Below are 23,214 nucleotides of genomic sequence, written 5' to 3'. Positions count from 1 at the left end.
ATGCTAGCCGTTCATGGTAAGGACTCTTTAAATACGCCGGTTCTCCCTGCGGCGTACGAACTTCAGCCCCGACCAGTCCTCCCCGAGCGCGGCGACCTTCACATCCACGACACCCAGGGGCAGGAACAGTTCCCGCAGTCCGTTCTCGGTGATGTCGCTGACATGGCCGGCGGCCTTCCGCGGCCAGGCGATCCAGAGCATCGCGGAGTCGGCGAGCGCCTCGACGAGCCCGGACCCCTCTGCGGCCAGAACGGCCGCCTCCCGGTAGAAGGCCAGGGTGATGTCCGCCTCCTTCGGTCCGCCTTCGGCGACCTCACAGCCCTCGGGCAGCCCGGGGATCGCCCACCCCTCCCCCGGCGGGTGCAGCAACCGCACCCGGTGCCCGGCCTTGATCCCGATCTTCTTGGCCAGCGGCGTACCGGAGTACCCACCGCTCACCCCGCGCCCACCACTGGCCGCGCTCCCATCACCGGCCGCGCTCCCGCCACTCGCCCCGCTCACCGCGCCACCACCGTCCATGCGTCCATGCCGTCCATGGTTACTCGCGGTTCGCAGTCGTGCCGCTCATTGCCGTCATGGCCCCGGTGGCAGGTAGCGTGTCCACCGCCGCTTCCCGAAGGAGCCCGCGACATGACCGTCCGCCCCGCACGGCTCACCGCCGTCCCCGCGACCACGGGCGGCACGTTCACCACGGCACGGCCGGCGGACGAGAGGTACCCCGCGACATGACCGTATCGATCTCCCTCCTCCTGATGGCGGTCGTCGCCCTGGCGGCCGCGGTCGCGGCGCCCCGTGTCCTGACTCGGGCGCTCTGGCCCGACCGGGAGCCCGTGCTCGCGCTGTGGGTGTGGCAGTGCCTGGTCGCCACCGTGCTGCTCTGCTGTCTGACCTCGCTGGTGCTGAGCGCCTCGGCGGTCTTCCACACCGTCCGTGTCCATGTCTTCGCGCCCGCGCCGCCCAGGGTCACCGCGGCGTACGACCTGGCCGCCGCCCCGCCCTGGACCACCGCGCTGACGCTGCTGCTGGCCGGCGGTGCCGCCTGGACCACGGCCATGCTGGCGCGCGAGGTGACGGAGGCCCGCAGGCGGGGCCGGCTGCGCCGCGAGCACCTGCGCGAACGCGCCCCCGAGCTGCCGGCCGGGCTCAGCGACTCCCGCGGCCCGCTCCTCGTGCTGGAGGACGAGTACCCGGACGCCTGGTGGATGCCGGGCAGCCCGCCCCAGCTCGTCGTCACCACGGGCGCGCTGCAGCGCCTCACCGACCACCAGCTGGACGCCATCCAGGCCCATGAACTGGGTCACGCCCGGGCCCGCCACGACTGGCTCCTGCACCTCTCCCAGGCGCTGGCCTCCGGCTTCCCTGGCATCCCGCTCTTCACCCACTTCCGCGACCAGACCCACCGCCTGGTCGAGCTCTCCGCCGACGACACGGCCTCCCGTCGCTGCGGGCACCTCACCACGGCTCTCGCGCTGATCGAGCTGAACCAGCACCGGGGCGTCCTGTCCTGCGCCACTCCCCGCCCCCTGCTCCACCAGCGGGTGGAGCGCCTCCTGGACCCGCCGCCCCGACTGCCCCGGACCCAGCGACGCGGTACGACGACGGCCGCGGCCCTGGCCCCGCTCATCCCGCTGCTCATCGCCTTCGGCCCGGCCCTGGCGACGCTCGGCTCCTAGGGTCCGCCCGTCCGACGATTCCCTCCCCGGCTCCGACCGGGAGGTTCCCCGCGGGGTCAACTCCGCCTCCCCAAGCTCCACTTGAGGCCTCCGCCTGCCTCGGCCCGACGTCCGCTCCGAGCAACCCCGCAGCCTCGATTCTCATCTTCTTCTCAGGGACGAGAGTGATGCCCGGGTCACCTGGGGCAACCGAGGTGCCCGGGCGCAGGAGCCAACAGGAGGAGAAGGACGTTGATCCATGCCCGGCGCACATTGGTCGCCGCTGCGGCGTTGTTGGCGGTGGTGGTGGGGTCGCAAGGAGTGGCACAGGCCCGGCCGGCCGCCGATCCCGCACCGCCCGCGGCCTCGGCCGACCCCGACGGCAGACTGCCCGAGGGCTGGCAGATCACCGGAACGAGAGCCGGTCAGCAGCTGACCTGGCGTTCGACCACACCGGTGCCCATGGGAGACGCCGCCGTCGAGTTCTACTCCGGCGACCGGCTCCTGGGCCGGCCCCTCGCCGCGAAGGACGGGCACACGTTCAGCCTCGACCTCCAGGGCGTGGCGCTCGGACCGGCGAAGGACCTCCAGGTGCGGGCCGCGGGCCGCCGCCTCGACGAGGCCGGCATCGAGGAGGACTCACGGCGGCGTTCCTCCAAGGCGCCGGTGAAGCCGTCGTCCCTGCCACCGGTCAACCCCGTGGACCCCGGCGTCCCCGGCCCGTACCGCACGGTCAGCGGCGAGTACGAGCTGAAGTCCGTGAAGCTGCCCGACTTCCCCGAACCGGTCGAGATGCGCGCGGCCGTGGTCGCACCGGCCGGGGCCCAGGGCAAGCGCCCGCTGGCCCTCTTCCTGCACGGCCGCCACCCCACCTGCTACACCGGGGGCCCCGAGGGCGACTTCGTCGGCGACTGGCCCTGCCCCACCGACTCGAAGGCGATACCGAGCCACCGCGGCTATCTGCACGACCAGAAACTGCTGGCGTCCCAGGGCTATGTGACGGTGTCCATATCCGCCAACGGCGTCAACGGACAGGACTTCGCGGCGGAGGACGGCGGGGCACAGGCCCGCTCGTCCCTCGTACGGCAGCACCTCGCCCGCTGGGCCAACTGGTCGGGTGCCGGACGGACCTCGGCACCGGAGATCGTACGGAAGGCCGCGCGGGCCGACCTGTCGCGCGTACTCCTGGTCGGTCACTCGCGGGGTGGCGAGGGCGTGAACCGGGCGGCGATGGACAGCCTCTCCAAGCCTCCCGCCGACCGGGACGGCTACCGGGGTCCGGTGCGCTGGAAGATCCGCGGGACCGTCCTCATCGGCCCCACCGTCTTCGGGCAGAACCCCGCTCCCGAGGTGCCGTCGATGACGATCCTGCCCGGCTGCGACGGCGATGTGTCCGATCTGCAGGGTGAGATCTACGTGGACGGGACCCGTGGCGTCAGCCGTGGTGCCGCTCTGCACAGCGCGGTCTACATGGTCGGCGCCAACCACAACTACTTCAACACCGAGTGGACGCCGGGCCAGGCCGAGGCGCCCGCCAACGACGACTTCTGGGACGACGAGGGGTCGCCGGACGCGGTGTGCACGCCGGGCGCCGCGACGCGCCTGACCGCCAGGCAGCAACAGGCCGCCGGCTCCACCTACACAGCCGCCGCGGCCCGGCTGTTCGTCGCGGGCGACGACCGGGTCAGGCCGCTGCTGGACGGCTCCGGCGTACGGGCGAAGTCCGCGGGTCCCGCCCGCGTCCTCACCCACGCCGTCGGTGCCCGTCGCGCCGGCGGGTTCCTTCCCGATCCCTCGGTGAAGGTGGACGGCGGCCGGCTGTGCGAGCAGGTCGACCCCGACCCGGCGACGAGCTGCCTCAACCCTGACGAGCCCGGCGCGTCGCCGCACTTCGCCGGCTGGGAGACCGACCGGGAACCGGGCCGCAACGCCGTGGCGCTCGACTGGTCGACGCCGGGTTCCGCGGTACGGGTGCAGCCGGAGCGAACGGTCTCCGTGACCGGGGCCAAGTCGCTGGCCCTGCGGGTCGTCGTGCCCCCGAACACCACCGGCACCCGCGTGGACGTGTCCCTCACGGACACCGCGGGCCGACGGGCGACGCTCGGCGACATCCGCCTCGACGGGCTGCCGGGCACCGAGCGGACGACCTCGTACTGGGGCCAGGAGGTACGCGTACCGCTGACCGCCGCGACCGCGGCCGGGCTGGACCTCAAGCAGGTGAAGTCCCTGGAACTGACCCCTCGCAGCGGGTCTGGAAAGGCGTGGCTGATCGACGCCTGGGGCTGGCGCCCCGGCATGGCGGAGGTACGACCGGTCTCGCTCCCCCGCGTCGACATCGGTCGGCTGACCGCCGACGAGGGCGACTCCGGAGTCAAGACCTACCAGGTGCCGGTACGCCTCTCCGGGCAGGGCAGTGGTCGGATCCGGCTCTTCGTCTCGGACCCCGAGACCCGTGAGACCACGTCCCGGGTGGTGACCGTGCGCCCCGGCGGCGACAGCATCGATGTGCCTGTCGAGGTGCCCGGCAACACCCGCTACAGCTACGGCACGGCGTACAACGTGTTCGCGAAGGCCGTCCAGGGCACGGTGGTCGGCAACCACCTCGGCGGTGTGACCGTGAGGGACGACGACCCGATGCCCACGTTCAGCGTGACGCCGGTCCCGAGCCGGGCCACCGAGGGCCAGAGCCTGACGTGGCGGATCACCCAGTCCGCGGTCGCCGACACGGAGATCTGGATCGACTCCGCGTTCGCGCCGGTCGACGGCGCCGAACTGTCCACCACCGACGTCGACCCGGCCTGGCTGGACGAGACCACCGGTGAGTCACCGGCCCCCTCCCGGCCGCTGTCCGAGCTGGAAGGGCTCTATCTGCCCCTCGCCATTCCCCAGGGCGAGCTGAGCACCGACGTGACGATTCCCGTCGTCGCGGACGGCGTGAGCGAGCCGGAGGAGTCACTGCGGATCCGGCTGTCCCTCTGGACGGAGGACGGCGAACAGGTGGAGGGGCCGGTGCTCGACGGCACGGTCACGGACGCGCCGTAGCAGCGCAGTAGCAGCCAAGTAGCAGCTCCGTACGGAACGAGACGCGGGGGCCCGGGAGTTCCGGGCCCCCGTTTCGCGCTCCCGGAACTCCCTGGACGCCCGGACTCCCTGGTCTCCCCGGGCTCCCGGGTTCAGTCCGTGGGCCCGTGCGCCATGATGCGGCGCAGTTCCTCGCTGAAGTCGGCGGCCGTCGGCTCCAGCAGCAGCGCCGCCAGGGGGATGTCCGCCCGCAGCCGTTCCCGGAGGGTCTCGACGACGCGGAGCACCTTGAAGGAATCGCCGCCCAGGTCGAAGAAGTCGTCGTCCCGGCCCACGGCGGAGACCTGGAGGACCTCGCACCACACCTCGGACACGACGCTCTCCACATCCGGTTCCGCGTCCACGGACGTGTCGGCGGGGGTGTCGGCGGGCGCCCGGTGTACGGCCCGCGCGGGCGCGGGTTCGGCCGACCGCTGTGCCGCCCGGGCCTCCAGGAGACGGCGGTCCAGCTTGCCGTTCGGCGTCAGCGGCAGCTCGTCCGTCACCTCGATGGCCGAGGGCACCATGTACGGCGGTAGCCAGGTCCGCAGCGCCTCGCGCACGGACGACGGCAGGCTGTCCGATGCCACGCCCTTCTCGGGCACCACGAACGCGGCGAGCCGCTTCTCGGCACCCGAGCCGTGCGCCACGACCGCCGCCTGCCGGACTCCCGTACAGCGCTTGGCGGTCTCCTCGATCTCGCCGGGCTCGATGCGGATGCCCCGGATCTTCACCTGCCGGTCGGCCCGGCCGAGGAACTCCAGCACACCGCCCGGCCGCGCCCTGACCAGGTCGCCGGAACGGTAGAAGCGGCTGTCCGGGCTCACAGCGGGGGCGTTGGGAAAACGCTCGGCGCCGAGGAAACGCTCGGCGGTGAGTTCGGGCCGGTTCAGATAGCCGAGGGCGACGCCGGCGCCGCCGATGTAGAGCTCGCCGGTTTCCCCTTCGGCGACCGGAGCGCCCTTCTCGTCGAGGATCCACAGTTCGGTGTCCTGGATGGCGGGGCCGATGAGCACGGTGTCCAGGTCGGGATCGCGCGGCAGCACCCAGGCCGTGCAGTAGATCGTGCACTCGCTGGGCCCGTAGATATTGGTGAGGGAGGCGGTGGAGCGCGAGTGGAAGCGCCTGACCAGGTCGGGACCGAGCGGTTCGCCGCCGGTGAGCACCTGCCGCAGTCCGTCGTACCGCTCGGCGGGATCGCGGGTCAGCAGGAAGAGTTCGAGCTGGGACACGCCGAAGTAGACCGTCGTGATCCCCTGGTCGCGTATGAGGTCCGCGAGATGGTCCGCGTCGCGATGGCGGCCCGGGGCCGCGACGACGACGGTGGCGCCGGCGAGCAACGGCCAGTACAGCTCGCCGAGATGCATGTCGAACGTGCACACCGTGTGGTGGATCATCCGGTCGCGCTCGTCCATGCGGTGCGTGGTCTGCAGGGCCCTGATCCGTGAGACGAGAGCGCGGTGACTGATCAGCGAGGCCTTGGGGCGGCCGGTGGATCCCGAGGTGTGGATGACGGCGACGGGGTCGTCCGCGGACGCGTCCCCCCGTACGTCCACGTCCCCTTGTACGGATTCGGGCGTCGGCGCGTACGTGGCGCACTCCTCGTCCGTCAGGACGACCAGGTCCGACAGGCCGGGTACGTCCGAGAAACGGTCGCGCAGCGCGGATTCGGTGAGCACGGCCCGGGGCGCGCAGTCCTGGACGGACCGCAGGATGCGCCGCGGCGGGTCGTCCACGCCGAGTGCCGCGTGGGCGGCGCCCGCGAACATGGCGCCCAGCACGGCCACCACGAACTCGACGGAGCGCTCGTGGTGGATCACGACGCGGTCACCGGCCCGTACGCCGTGCGCGCGAAGGGCCGCCGCGGTCCGCAGGACCCGTTCCCTCAACTCGCCCATGGTGAGGGCGGTCTCGCCGGAGACGATCGCGGGAAGTGCGGGATCACGCTCCCACCGTTCGAGCAGGAGCGCGTCGAGCCGGTGGTCCGCATCGGTCGACGGGCGGTCGGCGGGGGCCTGCACGGTCGTCATGGAGGTCAACCTCGGTTCGGCCGGGTGGGCGGGCTAGGACTGTTCTGCCGCGAACTGGTCGAGATTGCCGACGAGGGCGTCCACCACGAGGGCGGGACTGTCCGTCAGCAGCATGTGTCCGCCCGGCAGCCAGACAGTGCGGGTGTTCTCGCCGAACAGGGCCCAGTCGGCGGTCCGTTCCTCCGGGCACAGCGGGTCCTCGTCCCCGAACACGGTCAGGAGCGGACACCGGAGAAGGGGGTCGGGGCCCGACGAGTAGTCCTCGACGGCACGGATGTCCGCCACGATCGTCGGCAGCACCAGCTTGAGCATCTGCTCGTTGGCGGCGAGCCTCTCCGGGACTCCGCCGAACCCGTCGAGGATCGCCAGTACGTCGTCGGTGTCGTCCGTGTCGCGCAGCAACCGGCGCTCGGGATCGGGCTTCTCGGTCACCGCCCACTGCGAGACGGCCACCATGCCGGCGACGCGGACACTGTCGTCCCGCTGGAGTGCGCGCACGGCTTCCAGGCCGACGATCGCCCCGAAGCACACCCCGACGACGAGCAGGGGGGCGGTGCCGGGCAGCGCACGGGCCGTGGCCACGACGTCGTCGACCAGACCGGGCAGTCCCGGAACGCTCTCCCGGATACGCGTCTCCCTGCCGGGCAGCCGGGCCGTGGCCACCAGCCAGTCGGCCGGCGCGTGCTCCGCGAAGCCCTGGCCGCTCGCCGCGCCGGCGCCGGCGTGCGGAACGATCAGCACGCGCAACGAGGCGTCCTGCGGGTCGGCGCCCTTGAGGGCGAAGGTCTTTGCCGGCAACGTTCTGTCACTCTCCATGGTTGGTCCTCGGTACCTGATGCGGGTGTGGTGCGGGTCCCGCTCTCAGCTCGTCGTGACGAACTCGGCGAGCGCCTGCGCCAGATGGCCGGGGTCCCTGGCCCCGACGAGTTCCCGGGCGGAGTGCATGGACAGACCGGGCACGCCCACGTCGACCGTCGTCACGCCCAGCCGGGCCGCGGTGATCGGCCCGATCGAAGTCCCGCAGGGCATGGCGTTGTTGGACACGAACCGCTGCAACGGCACCCCGGCCCGCTCGCAGGCGGCCGCGAACGCGGCGAGGCCGGTGCCGTCGGTGGCGTACCGCTGGTTGACGTTGACCTTCACCACGGGTCCGCCGTTGGGCAGCGGGTGGTTGTCCGGGTCGTGCCGCTCGCTGTAGTTGGGGTGGACCGCGTGGGACATGTCGGCCGAGACGCAGAGCGCGCCCGCCAGCGCCCGCGACCAGTCCTCGCCGCTGCCGCCGCGGGCGCCCACCGAGCGGTTCAGTACGCGTTCAAGGAGCGGGCTCTGGGCGCCGGTCTCGGAGCCGCTGCCGACCTCCTCGTGGTCGAAGGCGGCGAGCACCGGAACCCGGAACGACTCGGCGCCGGCGTCCTTCGCCCAGGCCTCGGTCGCCGCCGTCAGCGCGGTGACGCCCGCGTGCACGGACACCAGGTTGTCCAGACGCGACGACACCAGGAACTCCCGCTCCGCGCCCAGGTGTCCGGGCGCCTGGATGTCGTGCAGCATCAGGTCCCAGCCGAGGATCTCGGTGGGCTCCAGATCCGCCTCGTACGCGATCCGGCGCAGCAGCGCGCCCTGTTCCGGTCTGCCGAGGGACCAGATCGGCTGTGTCTGGCGCTGGCGGTCCAGGGCCATGGACTCGTTGACCGAGCGGTCCAGGTGGATGGCCAACTGCGGTACGCGGAACAGCGGTTCGTCGACCTTGACGAGGGTGGAGCTGCCGTCGCGCAGCGTGAGACGCCCCGAGATGCCCAGGTCCCGGTCGAGCCAGGTGTTGAGCGGGACGCCTCCGTAGATCTCCACGGCGACCTGCCGCCACCCCGCGGAACCGGTGTCGGGCCTCGGCTTGACCCGCAGGTTGGGCGAGTCGGTGTGCGCGCCGACGATCCGGAAGGGGGTGTGGGCAGGCGCGCCCTCGGGGACGTACCAGGCGATGAGCGCACCGCCGCGGGCGACGAAACAGCCGCCGCTGCGCCCCGTCCACTCCTCGGTCTCGCTCAGCTCCGTGAAGCCCGCCTTCTCCAGGCGGCGCGCCGCCTGGGACACGGCGTGGTAGGGCGAGGAGCTGCCCTGGAGGAAGGCGAGCAGGTCCTCGGTGTGGCTGGGGTCGGTGGCCAGGGTCATTCGGCGTCCGCCTTCCGGGGCGTTGTGTGCGTGTCGAGCAGTGCGGCGACCGGACGGTCGGGCTGCGCGCACAAGTCTCCGATCATCGAGACGTACTCGGCGAGCAGGTCTTCGGCCGATTCCCGATCCCAGAGATCGGCCGAATACTCGAGGAAGGTCCGGTAGCCGAGGTCCGGATCACGACGCGGCGCGAGACCGAAGACGAGTTCGGCCCTGGCGACCGGCGGAGCCACGTCCTCCACTTCGACGTCGAGGCCGGGGATCCCGATGTCGGAGTCGGCGTAGTTCTGGAAGGCGAGGCCGTTCGGCACCCGGTCGGGAACCTCGGTCGCCCCCGCGTCGCGCATCGCCTGGAGGATGCGGGCGGTGGGCAGCACATTCGCCATGATTCCGAGGGCGCCCGCGCCGGTACGGGTGACCAGCTCGGCGACGGTCTCGGCCGGGTCGATCCGCACCCGGACCAGGACGGCCGTGGAGGTCACCGACACGAGCGACTCGCAGTCCAGGTCCTCGCGGTTGGCGTACGGGACGCTGAGCAGGACGTCCCGCTCCCCGGAGAGCCGGGCGAGGTGGATGCCGAGCGCGGCGGCCGCGACCGCGAACGGCGTCACATGCCGGTCGGCCGCCAACTTCTCCATGGCCGCGCGGAGTTCACCGGAGGCGGAACCGCGTGCCGTGCCGCCGTCGCCGCTCAGCCGCTCGGGTCTGGGGCGGTCGGTCGGGGTGTCGAGCCGGCACGGCACCCCCTTCAGATAGGCGGCGCAGTGTGCGGCCCGCCGGTCATCGGCGGACGGGTCCTTCGTCTCCAGCTGACGGCGGGCGTAGTGCGTGGCCTGGACCGGGGGCGCTTCGAGTGTGTGCGCGGTACCGGCCGCGGCCGCCGTGTAGAGCGCGGCCAGCTCCGCCAGCAGCACGGAGTGGGCCCAGCCGTCGGCACAGATGTGGTGCATGACGAACATCAGCACCCACTCGTCGCGCTCGACCCGCAGCAGCCTCAGCCGGGGCAGCGTCGGGCGGGTGAGGTCGACGGGTGCTGCGGCCATCGCCCGGCACACCTTGTCGACGCGGGCGGCACGCTTCCCGGGTTCGAGCCGGGTGAGGTCGTCGATCTGCAGCCGCAGCGGGGGTGCGGCGACCACTTCCTGCCACCAGACTCCTTCGCCGGCTCCGGCTCCGGCTCCGGTCCCGGCTCCGGCTCCGGCTTCCCGCACGAAGCGCGTACGCAACGAGTGGTGGCGCTCGATCAGTTCGGCGAGGGCCGAGCGCAGGGCGTCCGGGTCCAGGGCGCCCCGGAAACGGATCCGGGTCGGCACGTTCCAGACCTGCGCCTGGGGCACGGCGTAGTGGCCCGCGATCATCCGGTTCTGCTGGTCACTGGCGGGGGCGCGGTCGACGAGCTCGGCGTGGTCGGAGGGGGCGGGCGGGGGCTCGGGGGCGGGAGCGTGGGCGGGCGGAGGCTCGGGGGCGATGGTGTGGGCGGGCGCTTGAGGGCCGCCGCCGAGTTGGCGTGCCATCGCGCCCAAGGTCGCGTCCGCGAAGAAGTCCGCAAGGCCGATGTCCACGTGCAACGCGTCGCGTACGCGGTTGACGAGCCTGATCGCCGCGATCGAATTGCCGCTGAGATCGAAGAAGTTGGAGTCGTCCGCCACGTCGTCGACGTCGAGGACCGACTTCCAGACGGTACGGAGTGTCTCCAGGACGGAAGGGGCCGACGGGGCGGACATGGTCACGTCCACGGTCCTCGGCCGCACGGCGGTGTCCCGCACCAGCACCGCACCGCCCGACACCATGGCACCCAGGATCCGGTCGAGGTCGCCCAGACAGTCCCGTACCGTCGCCGCGTCGAAGAGATCGGCGTCGTAGCGGATGCGCAGCCGCAGCCCGGACCCGGTGCGGACGGCCATCAACCCCATTTCCAGCGGCGCCGATTCGGAGCCGCCGTCGATCTCCTCGGCGTACAGCCCGGGCAGCCGGATCCCGGCCAGCGGAGCGGTGTCCAGGTCCGCCGAGACGGTGATGAGGGGGCGCGGGTTGCCGGGGTCGGGGTTAACGGCGGCGAGGAGCGCGTCCAGGTCCACATGTTGATGGGCGTCCGCCGCGAACAGCGCGTCCCTGGTGGCCCGTACGGCATCGGTCAGCGGTGTCGACTCCGTCAGCGAGGCCCGCAGCGGAAGGAGCGCGACATGGAATCCCACCGTGCCGGTGGTCTCCGGAGTGCGCCGCCCGAAGGTCGAGCCCACGACGAACTCGTCCTGGCCCGAGCGCTCGCGCAGCACCAACTGCCAGGCGGTGAGGAGCGTGGCGAAGAGCGTGACGCCCTGCCGGCCGCTCCACTCCTGCAGCGCCGACGTGCGAACGCCGTCCAGGCGGATCTCGGCGGCGGCCCCGCCGCCCGCCACACGACGGCCGCGCGGGCGCCGGGTGGGCAGCGCGGGCACCGGTGGCAGCGGGTCGAGGTAGTGCCGCCACCACTCCAGGTCGGCCGGGTCCCGGTCGGGTTCGGCGGCACCGACCGTGCTCCCCGCGGGCGCCGCGAACCGCGCGGGGCGGCCCTCGACCGCGGCCTTGTAGAGCTCCTCCAGGTCGGCCGCGAGGATTGTGGCCGAGTGGGCGTCGGTGATGATGTGGTGCAGCCCGAGTACGAGCACATGGTCGTCGTCGGCGAGCGTCAGAAGCCGTGGGGTGAACAGCGGCCCCTCGGCGAGGTCGTACGGCCGCGAACTCTCTTCCCGCAGCACGGCCGCGACGGCTTCGTCAGCCGCGACGGCCTCCGGCCCCTGGACATCGGTCACCTGCCCCCGGGCATCGGTCAACTGCTCCCGGGCGTCGGTCACCCGCAACGGAACGCGCATCCCCTGCCGTACGACCTGCCGTACGGTCTCGTCGCCACCGCCCGGGCGGAACACCGTCCGCAGGCCGGCGTGCCGTTCGACCAGCCCGTCGACCGCGGCGGCCAGCGCCTCCCCGTCCAGCGGGCCGCGCAGCCGCACCGCCTGGATCTCGTTGTACGCGGCCGGGTCGCCGATGAGCTGGGAGGCGAGCCAGATCCGGCGCTGGGCGTCGGTCGCGGGCGCGGAGACATCGGTGCCCGGAGAAGCCGCGGACCCAGACGCGTCCTGGTGGCGCTCGCGCAGCGCGTCGAGGTGTTCGAGCCCGGAGCGCATCAGGTCGGCGGGCATGCCGAAGTCGACTAGGGCGGCGATCTCGTCGACGCCCGCCTCGTACAGCGCGTCCACCACGGGCGCGCAGGTCTCCGGCGTACCGATCAGGGCCCGCTCGTCGCAGTACCCGTCGTACGCCCGGCGGAAGAGGTACTCCAGGTCCTCCTCGCTCGCCGTGGCCACGTCCCGAGGATCGCCGCCCAGCGTGCCCAGCGTTCTTGCCGCGGAGCGCATCTGCAGCGAGGAGCGCAGATAGCGGGTCATCGGCTCCAGCGCCTGGGCACGCGCCGTCGCGTGGTCGTCGCCGAGGTAGGTGTGCAGGAGTACGGTCACCCGGCCGGTGTCGGGGTCGAGACCGTGCTGCTCGCGGGCCTTGCGGTAGTGGCCGATGTTCTCGGCGAGTTCGGCGACCGTCTGGTTCATCAGGTTGGTGACGATGCCGAGACCGCGCCGCGCGGCCTCCTCGTACGACTCACGCCGTCCCGAGGTGGCGAGGAACATGGGCGGCATGTCCTGCACCGGGCGCGGGTGGATGCGTACCGCGGTCTCCCCGCCGTCCCCGGTCCGCCGCGACAGCGTGCCGCCGCCCCACAGCGTCCGTACGTCGTCGAGATGGGCGAAGCCGATCTCCTTGCGGCGGGCGAAGCGGTCCGGGTGGAGGGCGAAGTCCTGCGCGTGCCAGCCGGTGGCGCAGCCGATGCCGACCCGGCCGCCGGAGAGGTTGTCGACGACCGACCACTCCTCGGCGATCCGGACGGGGTCGTGCAGCGGCAGTACGACGGAACCCGCGTTCAGCCGGATCCGGCCGGTCTCCCGGGCCAACGCGGCCGCGAGCACGGAGGGGTTGGGGAAGAGCCCGCCGAAGGAGTGGAAGTGCCGCTCCGGCACCCAGAGGGAACTGAAGCCCCGCTCGTCGGCGAAGCGGGCCGTCTCCATGATCTGGTCGTAGGCGTCGGAGGGGCGGGGGGTGCGCCGAGGCCCGTCCACGGCTCCGCCCTCGGCCGCCGTTTCTGCCTCGTCCGGGTAGTCGCCGAAGAAGTACAGGCCGAAACCGGCGGCCGGCCTGGGACGCGTCGCCTTCGGCCGCGGGCGGGAGAGCGTGCGGGGGCTCGTGCGGGTCGTGGGGAAGAAACCGCCCTCGCGCAGGGCTCGCAGGGAGTCCTTCACGGCGTCCGAGACGCGCTCGACGTCCGCGTCGGTGTGGGCGGTGGACAGATAGAAACTGCGCCACTCCCACACGTAGATGCCGCGCAACAGCAGGTGCTGGTAAAGCAGTTCCATGTCGGCCCGGTGCGTGAACCGGAACATGGAACCGAAGTGGCTGAGTTCCAGGGGGAATTCCTCGGCCCTGAAGAACTCGTTCAGACCCTCGGCCAGCAAGTCCGTGCGGGCGTTGAGCCGTTCCTGGAGGGCGGGGCCCTCGGCGATGAGATGGGTGAGGACCGCCTTGGCCGCCGCCATGGACAGCGGGTGCTGCATGTACGTACCGCCGAAGAAGGTGGTCTCGGTCTCCGGGCGGCTGTCGTCGCCGTACCGCCAGAAGCCGCCGTCGACCCCGTCCAGGATGTCGGCGCGGCCCGCGATCGCACCGATCGGGAAGCCGCTGCCGAGCGCCTTGCCGTAGGTCGCGAGGTCCGGGACGACGCCGAAGTGGTGCTGTGCGCCGCGTGGATGGGGGCGCAGCCCTGTGAGCATCTCGTCGAAGAGCAGCACGATGCCTCGGCGCCGCGTGAGGTCACGCAGTTCCCGCAGGAAAGCGACGGGACGCAGGGCGGGGTTGCGGCACTGGACCGGCTCGACGAGGACCGCCGCGATGGTGTCGCCGAGCGCGTCGACGGTGTCGAGGGCTTCCTGGCTGCCGTATTCGAGGACGATCAGCTCGGAGACCGCGCTGTGCGGGATGCCGTGCGAGACGGGTACGGCGTGGGTGCCGTCCGGTCCCGGGCGGCCGAGCACGGAGTCGATGTGGCCGTGGTACGAGCCGCGGAACATGACGACGCGGTCTCGTCCGGTGGCGGCGCGGGCCAGCCTGATGGCGGCGGAGTTGGCCTCGGTGCCTGAGCCCGCGAACGCCACACGTTCCATGCCCGTCAAGTCGGCCAGCAGCTGGGCGACTTCACCGGCCTCGACCGGCCGGGGGCCGAAGCGCAGGCCCTGCGCGAGGTGCTCCCGTACGGCCTCGGTGACGATCTCCGGCTCATGGCCGAGGAGCAGTGCGCCGAAGCCCATGGTGATGTCGGTGTACTCGTTGCCGTCCACGTCGGTCAGGCGCGCGCCCCGCGCCGAGCGGGCCGTGAGGGGGTACAGCGTCTCCTTCGTGGAACGACGGAACCCGACGACGGCCCGGCTGTCGGCAAGAACGGCACGCTGCCGCTGGGCCAACTCCTTGGATGTACGGGTCCGTTCGGCGAGATGGCGCCCGAGCTCTACGGCGTGCGCCCGCTGACCGGCATCGACGCCGACACCGTCGCCGACCATGCCTGAGCCCTCGGGGAGGATTACTCGGGGGCCGTGGAGGGTGGGTTGCGGGGCGGGAGCGGAGAGGGGGACTGGTGTGGAGGCGGGTGCGACGGGGGGCGGGGCTGCGGATGCGAGTGCTGCCGGGGCCGGGGCCGGGGCCGGGACCGGGACCGGGGCCTGGGCCTGGGCCTGGGCCTGAGGGTGCGTCGAGGTTGCTCCGGGCGGCGGCCCCGCCGCCGAATGCCGCTTCGCCGCCGCGAGTTGCTCCGTGAGCTGCCGGGAGAGTTCCGCGGCCCGGTCCGCCGCCGTCGTACTCATCGGACACGCTCGGCGCCGAGCAGGGCTATCGCCTCGGAGAGCTGGGTCAGCATGACCGCCTGCGTCTCGGCGAGCAGATCGATCTGCCGACGCAGCTCGGCGACTTCGGAGCGGAGTGCGTACTCCGGGCCCACGGACGCCGGGCCCACAGGCGCCGGGTCGGTCGCCGCCGCGGGCGCTGCGGCAGGCACGGGCGCAGGCACGGACGCTGGCGCTGGTGCTGGCGCTGGCCCCGCACCGACATCGACGGGCTGCCCACCCTCCGGCCCCGAAGCCGGCCGCCCCGCCCTCGCGGCGATCAGACGGGCCGTGAGTTCAGGCGTGCCCGCCTCCTCAAGGATCTCCCGGACGGACGTCCGCACGCCGAACTCGCTCTCCAACTGCCGCAGCAACCCGATGAGTTGCAACGAGTCCGCGCCGAGGCCGACGAACGTCTGCCCGGCGCCGAGCTCGTCGGCGCGGTAGCCGAGATGCCGGGCCGTGAGTTCCCGTACCCGTTCGAGTACTGCCTGTTCGGTCATGCCGTCCTCCACTGAACCTTCCTTTGCAGGTAATCGGTCCACTGCGGGACCGGGATGCGGTGGCGGGCCGGTCCAGTACGACCGGTGCTGGAACGGGTAGAGGGGCAGCGGGATCCGGCGTCCCCCGGAGCCGTCGAGGAGCGCCGCCCAGTCGAGGTCCACCCCGGCGCAGTGCAGACGGGCCGCCGCCGTCCACAGGCCGTCGGTGTCGGCGCCGCCACGGCCCTGCGTCGGCACGCACAGGGTCTCCGGCACGGCACGGCGGGCCATGCCGGTCAGCGGCGCGCCGGGCCCCAGTTCGACCAGGACGGCCCTGGGCGCGAGCGTGCGCAGCACGGCGTGGAAGTCCGCGGTGTGCCGCGCCTGCCGTACGAGATGGTCGGCGTCGGGCAGCCAGCCCACGGGATGCGTCGTACCGTCCAGTCCGCTGACGAACTCCACCTGTACGGGCCGGAGTTCGGTCTTGCCGACGGCGGCGCGCAGTTCGTCGAGCATCGGGTTGAGCAGCGCCGTGTGGAAGGCGCGGTCGACGGGGAGCGGCTCGCCGGCCACGTCGTGCTCGGCCAGCCAGGCCCGGGCCGCCTCGACCGCGGCCGGCGGACCGGCGACGACATGGTGCGCGGGACCGTTGGACACCGCCAGTTCGAGGCGCCCGTACCGCGTCGCGTCGATGTCCCCGAGCAGCCGCCGTACGTGTTCCGGCGGGGCGAACACGGCCAGCATCGCGCCGGGTTCGGTGTCCTGCATGAGCCGGCCCCTGCGGCAGACGAGCCGCATGCCGTCCTCCGGCGACAGGGCTCCCGCGACGCACAGGGCCGCGTACTCGCCGACGCTGTGCCCGGCGACGGCCGACGGGCGCACACCGAACCCCTGCCAGAGCCGGGCCTGTGCCACTTGCAGGGCGAACAGCGCGGGCTGCGCGAAGTCGGTGTCCCACCGCTCAGGACCCCGGCCACCGACGATCCGGTCGAGGAAGTCCGACTCCCCGGTCTCCTCCTGATGGATGCGGGCGCACCGCTCCAGGACCTCGGCCACCACGGGGAAGCGGGCGGCGAGCGCCGCGGCCATTCCGGGCCGACCGCCGCCCTGCCCGCTGAAGACGTACGCGGGTGTGACGGGGGTGTCCACAGTTCCGGTGTGGTACGCGGCCGTGGGCGGCGCGGGACGTCCCGGATCCGCCAGGAAGGCGTCCAGGCCGCGGACGAGCCCTCCGACAAGGTTGTCGACAAGGTTGTCGGGCGGGCCATCGACGGGTGGGGTGAAGCCTGTCGGGCTGACGGTGGTTGGGGTGATGGCGGTCCGGCTGACGGCGGTTGGGGTGATGGCGGTTGGAGTGGCTGCGGGCGCGGTGACGACAAGCCGGTGGCGCAGGTGCCGGCGCCCGAGCGCGGCCGTCGTGAGGAGATCGGCCGGTGCCATGTGCGGGCGCCGCACCAGGGCGTCGCGGAAGGAACGGGCGTACTCCTCCAGCGCCTTGGGGCTGTGCGCCGAGAGAGGCAGGAGTACGGGCACTGCGGTGTCCGCGGTCCGGCCCGGGGCGGCCGGGGTCTTTTCCGGGATCACCGGGACCGCCGGGATCACCGGGGCCTCTTCCAGAATCACATGCGCATTGGTGCCCCCCATCCCGATGGAGTGCACCCCCGCTCTCCGCGGCCCATCACCTGCCAACGGCCACGGCATGACACGCCGCGGGAGCGTGAACGGGCTCTCCTCGACCCCGAGTTGCGGGTTGGGCCGGGTCAGGTTCACCAGCGGCGGGACCACGCCGTGCCGCAGCACGAGGATGGCCTTGACCAGCCCCGCGAGACCCGCCGCGCTGTCCAGGTGCCCGATGGCGGGCTTGGTGGACCCGAGCGCGCAGAAGCCCTTGCGGTCCGTGTGCCGCCGGAACGCCTCACTGAGTGCGGCGAATTCGATCGGATCACCCTTGTAGGTGCCGGTGCCGTGCGCCTCCACGTAGCCGATCGTCCCGGCCCCGACACCCGCGCGGTCCAACGCGCCGAGCACGGCATCCCGCTGGCCCGCGACACCCGGCGCGGCGAAGCCCGCCTTGCCCGCACCGTCGTTGGTGACCGCGGAGCCCAGGATGACGGCGTGCACGGTGTCGCCGTCGGCGAGCGCGTTCGCCAGCGGCTTGAGGAGGACGGCGGCCACCCCGTTGCCGCCGACCGTGCCGTCCGCCGCGGCGTCGAAGGCCCGTACCGCACCGGACTTGGAGATCGTCGAGCCCTTCACATGGCGGTGACCGGTGACCTGCGGCAGATGCAGGGCGGCCGATCCCACCACCATGAGGTCGGCGTCTCCCGCGAGCAGCGCCTGACAGGCCAGATGGACCGAGACGAGCCCACTGGAGCAGGCGGTCGCGACATTCACCGCCGGACCGTCGAGCCCGAGCCGGAACGCGGCCCGGTTGGCCGTGAAGTCCGGGTAGTTGCCGACCTGGATCTGCTTCACCGTGGTCCAGTCGTCGCCGCGGCTCGACTCGCCGATGTTGGAGGCGAGATAGCTGTGCAGCGAGTAGAGCCGATAGCCGACGCTGGCGTAGACCCCGATCCGTACGCTCCCGGACCGGCTGCTTCCGCCCCTCTCGCTGCCGGCGTAGCCACCGTCCTCCAGCGCGTGGTGAGCGCACTCCAGGAACAGCCGCTGCTGGGGATCGGTGAGGGTGGCCTCCCGGCCGCTCATCCCGAAAAACGCGGCGTCGAAGCCGTCGACGCCGTGCAGCAGCGCGCTCGCTCCGGTGAAGTCCGGGTCCCGGTAGAGCTCCTCGGGCAGGCCCGCGGCGGCGAACTCGGAGTCGGTGAAGGGCCGTACGTGGGACACGCCGGACCGGATGTCGTGCCAGTACTGCTCGGGTGTGTCAGCCCCCGGAAACCTCAGCGCCATCCCGATGACCGCCACTCGCGGGTCCTGCACCGCTCTCCCCCTCCCCGTTCTTCCCCTCCCGTTCCTCGCTCCCGGGCACGGCTTCCTGCACTTCCTGCGCCTCCTGCGCTTGCGCCGCTCCGCGCCCCCGCAGCGCCCGGGCCACGTACACCAGGGCGAGGACGATGGCGGCACCGTGCGCGACGCCGACGACCGACAACGGTGTGAAGACGTCGAGGGCCGCGGCGACCACGATCATGCCCACGCCGAACCCGAGGTTCTCCACCGTGGCGGAGAGCCCGAAGGCGTGGGTGCGCAGGGGGCTCGGCAGGGTCTGCAGATGCGAGGTGTACGACACCTCGGTCAGGCCGTCGGCCGCGCCGGCCAGCAGGGCGACCAGCACCGTCGCGGCCCAGGGGAGCCCGGCGAAGGCCAGGATGAAGGTGCCCGACATGGCGACGGTGCCGAGCCCGAAGCCCAGGGCACCAACCGAGCGTCCCGTCCGCTTGGTGTATCTCTGCAGTACCTGCTGGACAAGGACGTTCCCGAGCGCCCAGACGCACCAGAAGACGCTGACGAACACGGCCGGGTTGTCGGCGTCGAGTTCGGTGGAGTACACGGGCAGCGCCGCGTTGTGCGAGGAGGACCCCAGCGCGTCGATACCGCGCAGCGCCACCATCAGCCCGAGCACCGGAACCGCACCGAGCGCGACGAGAGCGGCGGGCACCCGCCGCCGCCCCGACCCATCGGCGCTCTCTTCTTCTTGCCCACCCTTGCTGTCTTTGTCGTCTTTGTCCTTGCCGTCGTCGCTGCGGGCCGGGCCCATGGGCATCGGAAGGAGGAGGACGGTCAGGGCGCAGACCAGGAAGGTGGCCATGTCCACGAGGAAGGCCGCGGTGTAGCCGAGCAAGGACACGACCACGCCCGACGACGCGAACCCGGCCACCATCGCCATCGAACGCCCGCTGACCATCAGCGAGTTGGCCCAGGTGTGCCGCCCCTCGCCGACCATGTCCGGGATGGAGCTGCGCAGCGTGACCATGAACAGGGTGCCCGAGGCCCCGACCACCGCGGAGACGGCGAACAGCGCGCCCGTACGGAATCCGTCGGGCGCCAGCACCAGCAGGAGCAGGGCGGCCGCCTGGGCCACGTTGGCCCAGAACATGACGCCCTTCGCGGACCAACGGGCCAGGACGGCCGCGGCGGCGAGCCCTGCGACGAACCCCGCGGCCAGTCGTACGGCCATGAACACACCGACGGCCAGCGCCCGGTCCGTGACCGCGTAGACGTACAGGCTGAGCGCCACGACATTCAGGAAGGTGCCGTACGAGGAGATCGCGTAGCCGGTGACCAGGATCCGGTACCGGCGTTCCTGAAGCGCTGCCGTACCGGACGTCACGAACGAACCTGCGCCAGGACGTCCTCGTGTCGTACAGAGTCGGGCATGGCGGCATCCTTTGCGAACACATGGGCGAAGGGGCTCCGCGCACCATAGGCAACCGGGCCCACCGTCCGCAGGCAGAAGCCCGAACTCATGATTGTTATGCGCCAGTTGCGAAGCATGACGACTTCCGCGCCACACGACAACAGTGCTCTCAGGGCAGCGACTTCTCAGGACAACGCCGACCGCCTGCCCGGCACTGCAAGCCCACCCACCAAAAGCAAAAGCCCCAGGTCACGGCGAGTGAGTCCTGAGGCTTCCACAGAGCCGCCTTCGGGATTCGAACCCGAGACCTACGCATTACGAGTGCGTTGCTCTGGCCATCTGAGCTAAGGCGGCGTGCTGCCAGAACTATGGTGCGATCGGCAACGTGCGTAAGTCTACACAGTTTCGAGGGGTGCTCCGCACAGCCCATGGGAGCACCCCCGACGGACCTCGTGATCACGCCCCTGAGCAGCGCTTTCCGTTCTTCGGAGGGGTGCCTTCGAGGAGGTATTCGTTGATCGCGGAGTCGATGCAGGCACTGCCCCGCCCATACGCCGTGTGGCCGTCGCCGTCGTAGGTGAGGAGGGTGCCGGAGGAGAGCTGGGCGGCGAGGGCCTGGGCCCAGCGGTAGGGGGTCGCGGGGTCACGGACAGTGCCGACGACGACGATGGGGGCGGCGCCCCGCGCCTCGATGCTGTGGGCTTCGCCGGTCGCCTTCACGGGCCAGTACGCGCAGTTCAGGGAGGCCCAGGCGAGGCTCTCACCGAAGACCGGGGACGCCTGCTCGAAGGAGGGGAGCGCGTCCTTCACCTCCTCGGGGGAGGAGAAGGCGGCCGGCAGGTCCAGGCAGTTCACCGCCGCGTTGGCGAACATCAGGTTCTCGTACTTGCCGTCCGAGTCGCGCTCGTAATAGCTGTCGGAGAGGGCGAGCAGGCCCGCGCCGTCCTTGTCCTTCATGGCCATGTCGAGGGCGTCCCGCAGTTGGGGCCAGGACCCTTCGTCGTACATCGCGGCGATGACGCCCGTCGTGGCCAGCGCCTCGCCCAGCTTGCGGCCGTCCGCGTCACCCGTCTCGATGGGGGCGCCGTCCAGCTGCCGGAAGAAGGCCTTGAGGTTCTTGCCGACCTGCTCGGTCGTCGTGCCCGCGCCGCCCAGCGGGCAGTCCGACTCGTGCACGCAGTCCTTGGCAAAGGACTGGAACGCCGTCTCGAAGCCCGCCGTCTGGTCCTGGTTCGTCTTGCGCGCGGGCAGCGACGGGTCCAGCGCGCCGTCCAGGACGAGCCGGCCGACCCGCTCCGGATACAGGCCCGCGTACGTCGCCCCGAGAAACGTGCCGTACGAAGCACCCACGTACGTCAGCTTCTCGTCGCCCAGCGCCGCGCGCACGAGGTCCATGTCACGGGCCGCCTCGACCGTGGACACATGGCGCAGCAGGTTCCCCGCGCGCCGCCCGCAGCCCTCCGCGAACTCCTTGAAGGCATCGACCAGTTCACCGGTCTCACGCGCGTTGTCGGGGGTCGTGTCCGTCTGCGTGTACGTGTCCATCTCGCGCCCGGTGAGGCATTCGACGGGCTCGCTGCGGGCGACGCCGCGCGGGTCGACCGCGACCATGTCGTAGCGGGCGCGGATCTTCGCCGGGTAGCCGATTCCTGCGTACGCCTGGAGGTAGCCGACCGCCGAACCGCCCGGCCCGCCCGGGTTGACCAGCAGCGAACCGAGCCGCTTGCCCGGACCCGTGGCCTTCTTGCGGGAGACGGCCAGCCTGACGTCACCCTTGGCCGGCTCGGCGTAGTCGAGCGGGGCCTTCAACGTGGTGCACTCGAAGCCGGAGACACCGCAGGCACGCCAGGCCGGCCGCTGACCGTAGTACGAGGCCAGCGCCGAGGGAGTGGCCTCGGGCAGCGCACGCAGTGCGGCCGCCGCCCCGGCCGGGCTCGCGGAACTCGTCGAACTCCCCGCGGAGCAGGCGGAGACGAGCAGTCCGGCGACGGCGAGCAACGTGCCGCACGCGCGAAGGGATCGGTTGGCCCGAGATGACCTTGGCCGGCGCCTGGTGTACATCGAGCGAGCGTAACCCTGAGCGACGAATCAGTCGCCCAGAGTCGTCAACCCGACCTCGTACGAGTGACGCCGTCAACCCCGGACGGGACGCGCAGCGGACAAGACGCGCGCCAGGCAACCGGCGGCTGGCGGCTGGCGGCTGGCGGCTGGCGGCTGGCGGCGAGACAGGATGTTGCGGCGGGACGCGAGGCGCGCGGCGTCAACCGGCCCGCAGCGCCATCGTCATCGCCTCCACCGCCAGCAGCGGTGCCACATTCCGGTCCAGGGCCTCGCGGCAGGCGGCGATCGCCTCTATCCGCCGCAGGGTGGTCTCGGGGGACGAGCCACGCGCCAGCCGGTCCAGGGTGTCCCGCATCTCCGTGTTGGCGAGGGCGAGGTTGGTGCCGAACTGGAGAGCCAGTACGTCGCGGTAGAAGGCCGTGAGGTCGATCAGGGCCAGATCCAGGCTGTCGCGCTGCGTACGCGTCTTGCGGCGCTTCTGCTTGTCCTCCAGCTCCTTCATCACCCCCGCGGTGCCGCGCGGCATCCGGCCGCCCTGGGACGCGCCCAGCGCCGCCTTCATGTCCTCGGTCTCCTTGACGTCGGTCTCCTCGGCGACCTGCTTGGCGTCCTCGGAGGCCGCGTCGATCAGCTCCTGGGCCGCCTTGAGGCAGGCGCCCACGTCGTCGACACGGAGGGGCAGTTTGAGGACGGCGGCACGCCGCGCGCGGGCACGCTCGTCCGTGGCGAGGCGGCGGGCGCGCCCGATGTGCCCCTGGGTGGCGCGGGCCACGGCGGCCGCCACGTCCGGCTCGATGCCGTCGCGGCGTACGAGGACATCGGCGACCGCGTCCACGGGAGGCGTCCGGAGCGTGAGGTGACGGCAGCGGGAGCGGATGGTGGGCAGCACGTCCTCGATGGAGGGTGCGCACAGGAGCCAGACCGTGCGGGGGGCGGGCTCCTCGATGGCCTTCAGCAGGACGTTGCCCGCGCCCTCCGTGAGGCGGTCGGCGTCCTCCACGATGATGACCTGCCAGCGGCGGCCCGCCGGGGACATCTGTGCCCGGCGGACGAGATCGCGGGTCTCCTTCACGCCGATGGACAGGAGGTCGGTGCGGATGATCTGCACGTCGGCGTGGGTGCCGATCAGGCTCGTGTGACAGCCGTCGCAGAACCCGCAGCCGGGGGATCCGCCGAGAGCCCGGTCGGGGCTCACACACTGGAGGGCCGCGGCGAAGGCCCGCGCGGCGGTGGAACGGCCCGAGCCCGGCGGCCCCGTGAAGAGCCAGGCGTGCGTCATCTTCGACGCCTCGGCCACCGGGGTGTGGTCCGCCACCGCCGTGACCTGGGCGTCGGCGTCCCGGGCGGCGGCGTCGAGCTGCACGCTCACCTTCTCCTGGCCCACCAGGTCGTCCCACACGGTCATGGGATGCCGCCCTTCCGTCTCACCGGTGCCTTGCGCATCCCATTGTGCGGGAGGGGACTGACAACGCGGTCCACACGACCCCCGCGCTC

General features: G+C 72.1%; 11 protein-coding genes and 1 tRNA gene. 2 read left to right on the top strand and 10 right to left on the bottom strand.

Annotation, left to right across the window (positions count from 1 at the left end):
- Positions 1–27: 27 nt before the first annotated feature.
- The gene (locus JEQ17_RS25845) at positions 28–438 is read right to left on the bottom strand and encodes a DUF3052 domain-containing protein (RefSeq protein ID WP_200397432.1); all 411 of its coding nucleotides are present in this window, start codon (positions 436–438) and stop codon (positions 28–30) included.
- A 287-nt stretch (positions 439–725) separates the two neighbouring features.
- Between JEQ17_RS25845 and JEQ17_RS25840 the strand changes: the two genes are divergently transcribed.
- Together JEQ17_RS25840 and JEQ17_RS25835 are read left to right on the top strand one after the other, a co-directional pair.
- Positions 726–1,673 (top strand): M56 family metallopeptidase, encoded by a 948-nt coding sequence (locus tag JEQ17_RS25840; protein ID WP_200397431.1) that lies wholly within the window; start codon positions 726–728, stop codon positions 1,671–1,673.
- Between the two features lie 231 nt (positions 1,674–1,904).
- A complete protein-coding gene (locus JEQ17_RS25835) occupies positions 1,905–4,694 on the top strand; it encodes an alpha/beta hydrolase (RefSeq protein ID WP_200397430.1) in 2,790 nt (929 codons plus the stop codon).
- Positions 4,695–4,825: 131 nt separating this feature from the next.
- Here the strand turns inward: JEQ17_RS25835 and JEQ17_RS25830 are convergent, their stop codons facing one another.
- The 9 genes from JEQ17_RS25830 to JEQ17_RS25790 form a co-directional block, all read right to left on the bottom strand.
- Positions 4,826–6,742 carry an amino acid adenylation domain-containing protein gene (locus tag JEQ17_RS25830; protein WP_200397429.1) on the bottom strand — a complete coding sequence of 639 codons (1,917 nt, stop codon included), beginning with the start codon at positions 6,740–6,742 and terminating at the stop codon, positions 4,826–4,828.
- A 33-nt stretch (positions 6,743–6,775) separates the two neighbouring features.
- Positions 6,776–7,558 (bottom strand): thioesterase II family protein, encoded by a 783-nt coding sequence (locus tag JEQ17_RS25825; protein ID WP_200397428.1) that lies wholly within the window; start codon positions 7,556–7,558, stop codon positions 6,776–6,778.
- Between the two features lie 45 nt (positions 7,559–7,603).
- Positions 7,604–8,908, bottom strand: coding sequence for a M18 family aminopeptidase (locus tag JEQ17_RS25820; RefSeq protein ID WP_200397427.1), 1,305 nt, complete (start codon positions 8,906–8,908; stop codon positions 7,604–7,606).
- The gene (locus tag JEQ17_RS25815) at positions 8,905–14,547 is read right to left on the bottom strand and encodes a MupA/Atu3671 family FMN-dependent luciferase-like monooxygenase (protein WP_234048371.1); all 5,643 of its coding nucleotides are present in this window, start codon (positions 14,545–14,547) and stop codon (positions 8,905–8,907) included. Before JEQ17_RS25815 ends, JEQ17_RS25820 begins: the two co-directional genes overlap by 4 nt.
- 296 nt (positions 14,548–14,843) lie before the next feature.
- Complete coding sequence (locus JEQ17_RS25810; RefSeq protein ID WP_200397425.1) at positions 14,844–18,284, bottom strand: type I polyketide synthase; 3,441 nt, start codon at positions 18,282–18,284, stop codon at positions 14,844–14,846.
- Positions 18,229–19,632, bottom strand: coding sequence for an MFS transporter (locus JEQ17_RS25805; protein WP_200397424.1), 1,404 nt, complete (start codon positions 19,630–19,632; stop codon positions 18,229–18,231). The genes JEQ17_RS25810 and JEQ17_RS25805 overlap by 56 nt, the downstream gene beginning before the upstream one ends.
- A 307-nt stretch (positions 19,633–19,939) precedes the next feature.
- Positions 19,940–20,013: transfer RNA gene (locus JEQ17_RS25800), tRNA-Thr, on the bottom strand.
- A 102-nt stretch (positions 20,014–20,115) separates the two neighbouring features.
- Positions 20,116–21,720 carry an alpha/beta hydrolase gene (locus JEQ17_RS25795; protein WP_200397423.1) on the bottom strand — a complete coding sequence of 535 codons (1,605 nt, stop codon included), beginning with the start codon at positions 21,718–21,720 and terminating at the stop codon, positions 20,116–20,118.
- A gap of 199 nt (positions 21,721–21,919) precedes the next feature.
- Positions 21,920–23,125, bottom strand: coding sequence for a DNA polymerase III subunit delta' (locus tag JEQ17_RS25790; RefSeq protein WP_200397422.1), 1,206 nt, complete (start codon positions 23,123–23,125; stop codon positions 21,920–21,922).
- Positions 23,126–23,214: the final 89 nt, after the last annotated feature.

Origin of the sequence: Streptomyces liliifuscus (genome assembly GCF_016598615.1) — a bacterium.
Classification (GTDB): Bacteria; Actinomycetota; Actinomycetes; order Streptomycetales; family Streptomycetaceae; genus Streptomyces; species Streptomyces liliifuscus.
This window is presented reverse-complemented; position numbering and strand designations above follow the sequence as displayed.

Bases quoted from the DNA above. Each gene is read 5' to 3' on its own strand.
- JEQ17_RS25840 (WP_200397431.1), top strand. From the start codon at position 726: ATGACCGTATCGATCTCCCTCCTCCTGATGGCGGTCGTCGCCCTGGCG.
- JEQ17_RS25830 (WP_200397429.1), bottom strand. From the start codon at position 6,742: ATGACGACCGTGCAGGCCCCCGCCGACCGCCCGTCGACCGATGCGGAC.
- JEQ17_RS25825 (WP_200397428.1), bottom strand. From the start codon at position 7,558: ATGGAGAGTGACAGAACGTTGCCGGCAAAGACCTTCGCCCTCAAGGGC.
- JEQ17_RS25820 (WP_200397427.1), bottom strand. From the start codon at position 8,908: ATGACCCTGGCCACCGACCCCAGCCACACCGAGGACCTGCTCGCCTTC.
- JEQ17_RS25815 (WP_234048371.1), bottom strand. From the start codon at position 14,547: ATGGTCGGCGACGGTGTCGGCGTCGATGCCGGTCAGCGGGCGCACGCC.
- JEQ17_RS25795 (WP_200397423.1), bottom strand. From the start codon at position 21,720: ATGTACACCAGGCGCCGGCCAAGGTCATCTCGGGCCAACCGATCCCTT.
- JEQ17_RS25790 (WP_200397422.1), bottom strand. From the start codon at position 23,125: ATGACCGTGTGGGACGACCTGGTGGGCCAGGAGAAGGTGAGCGTGCAG.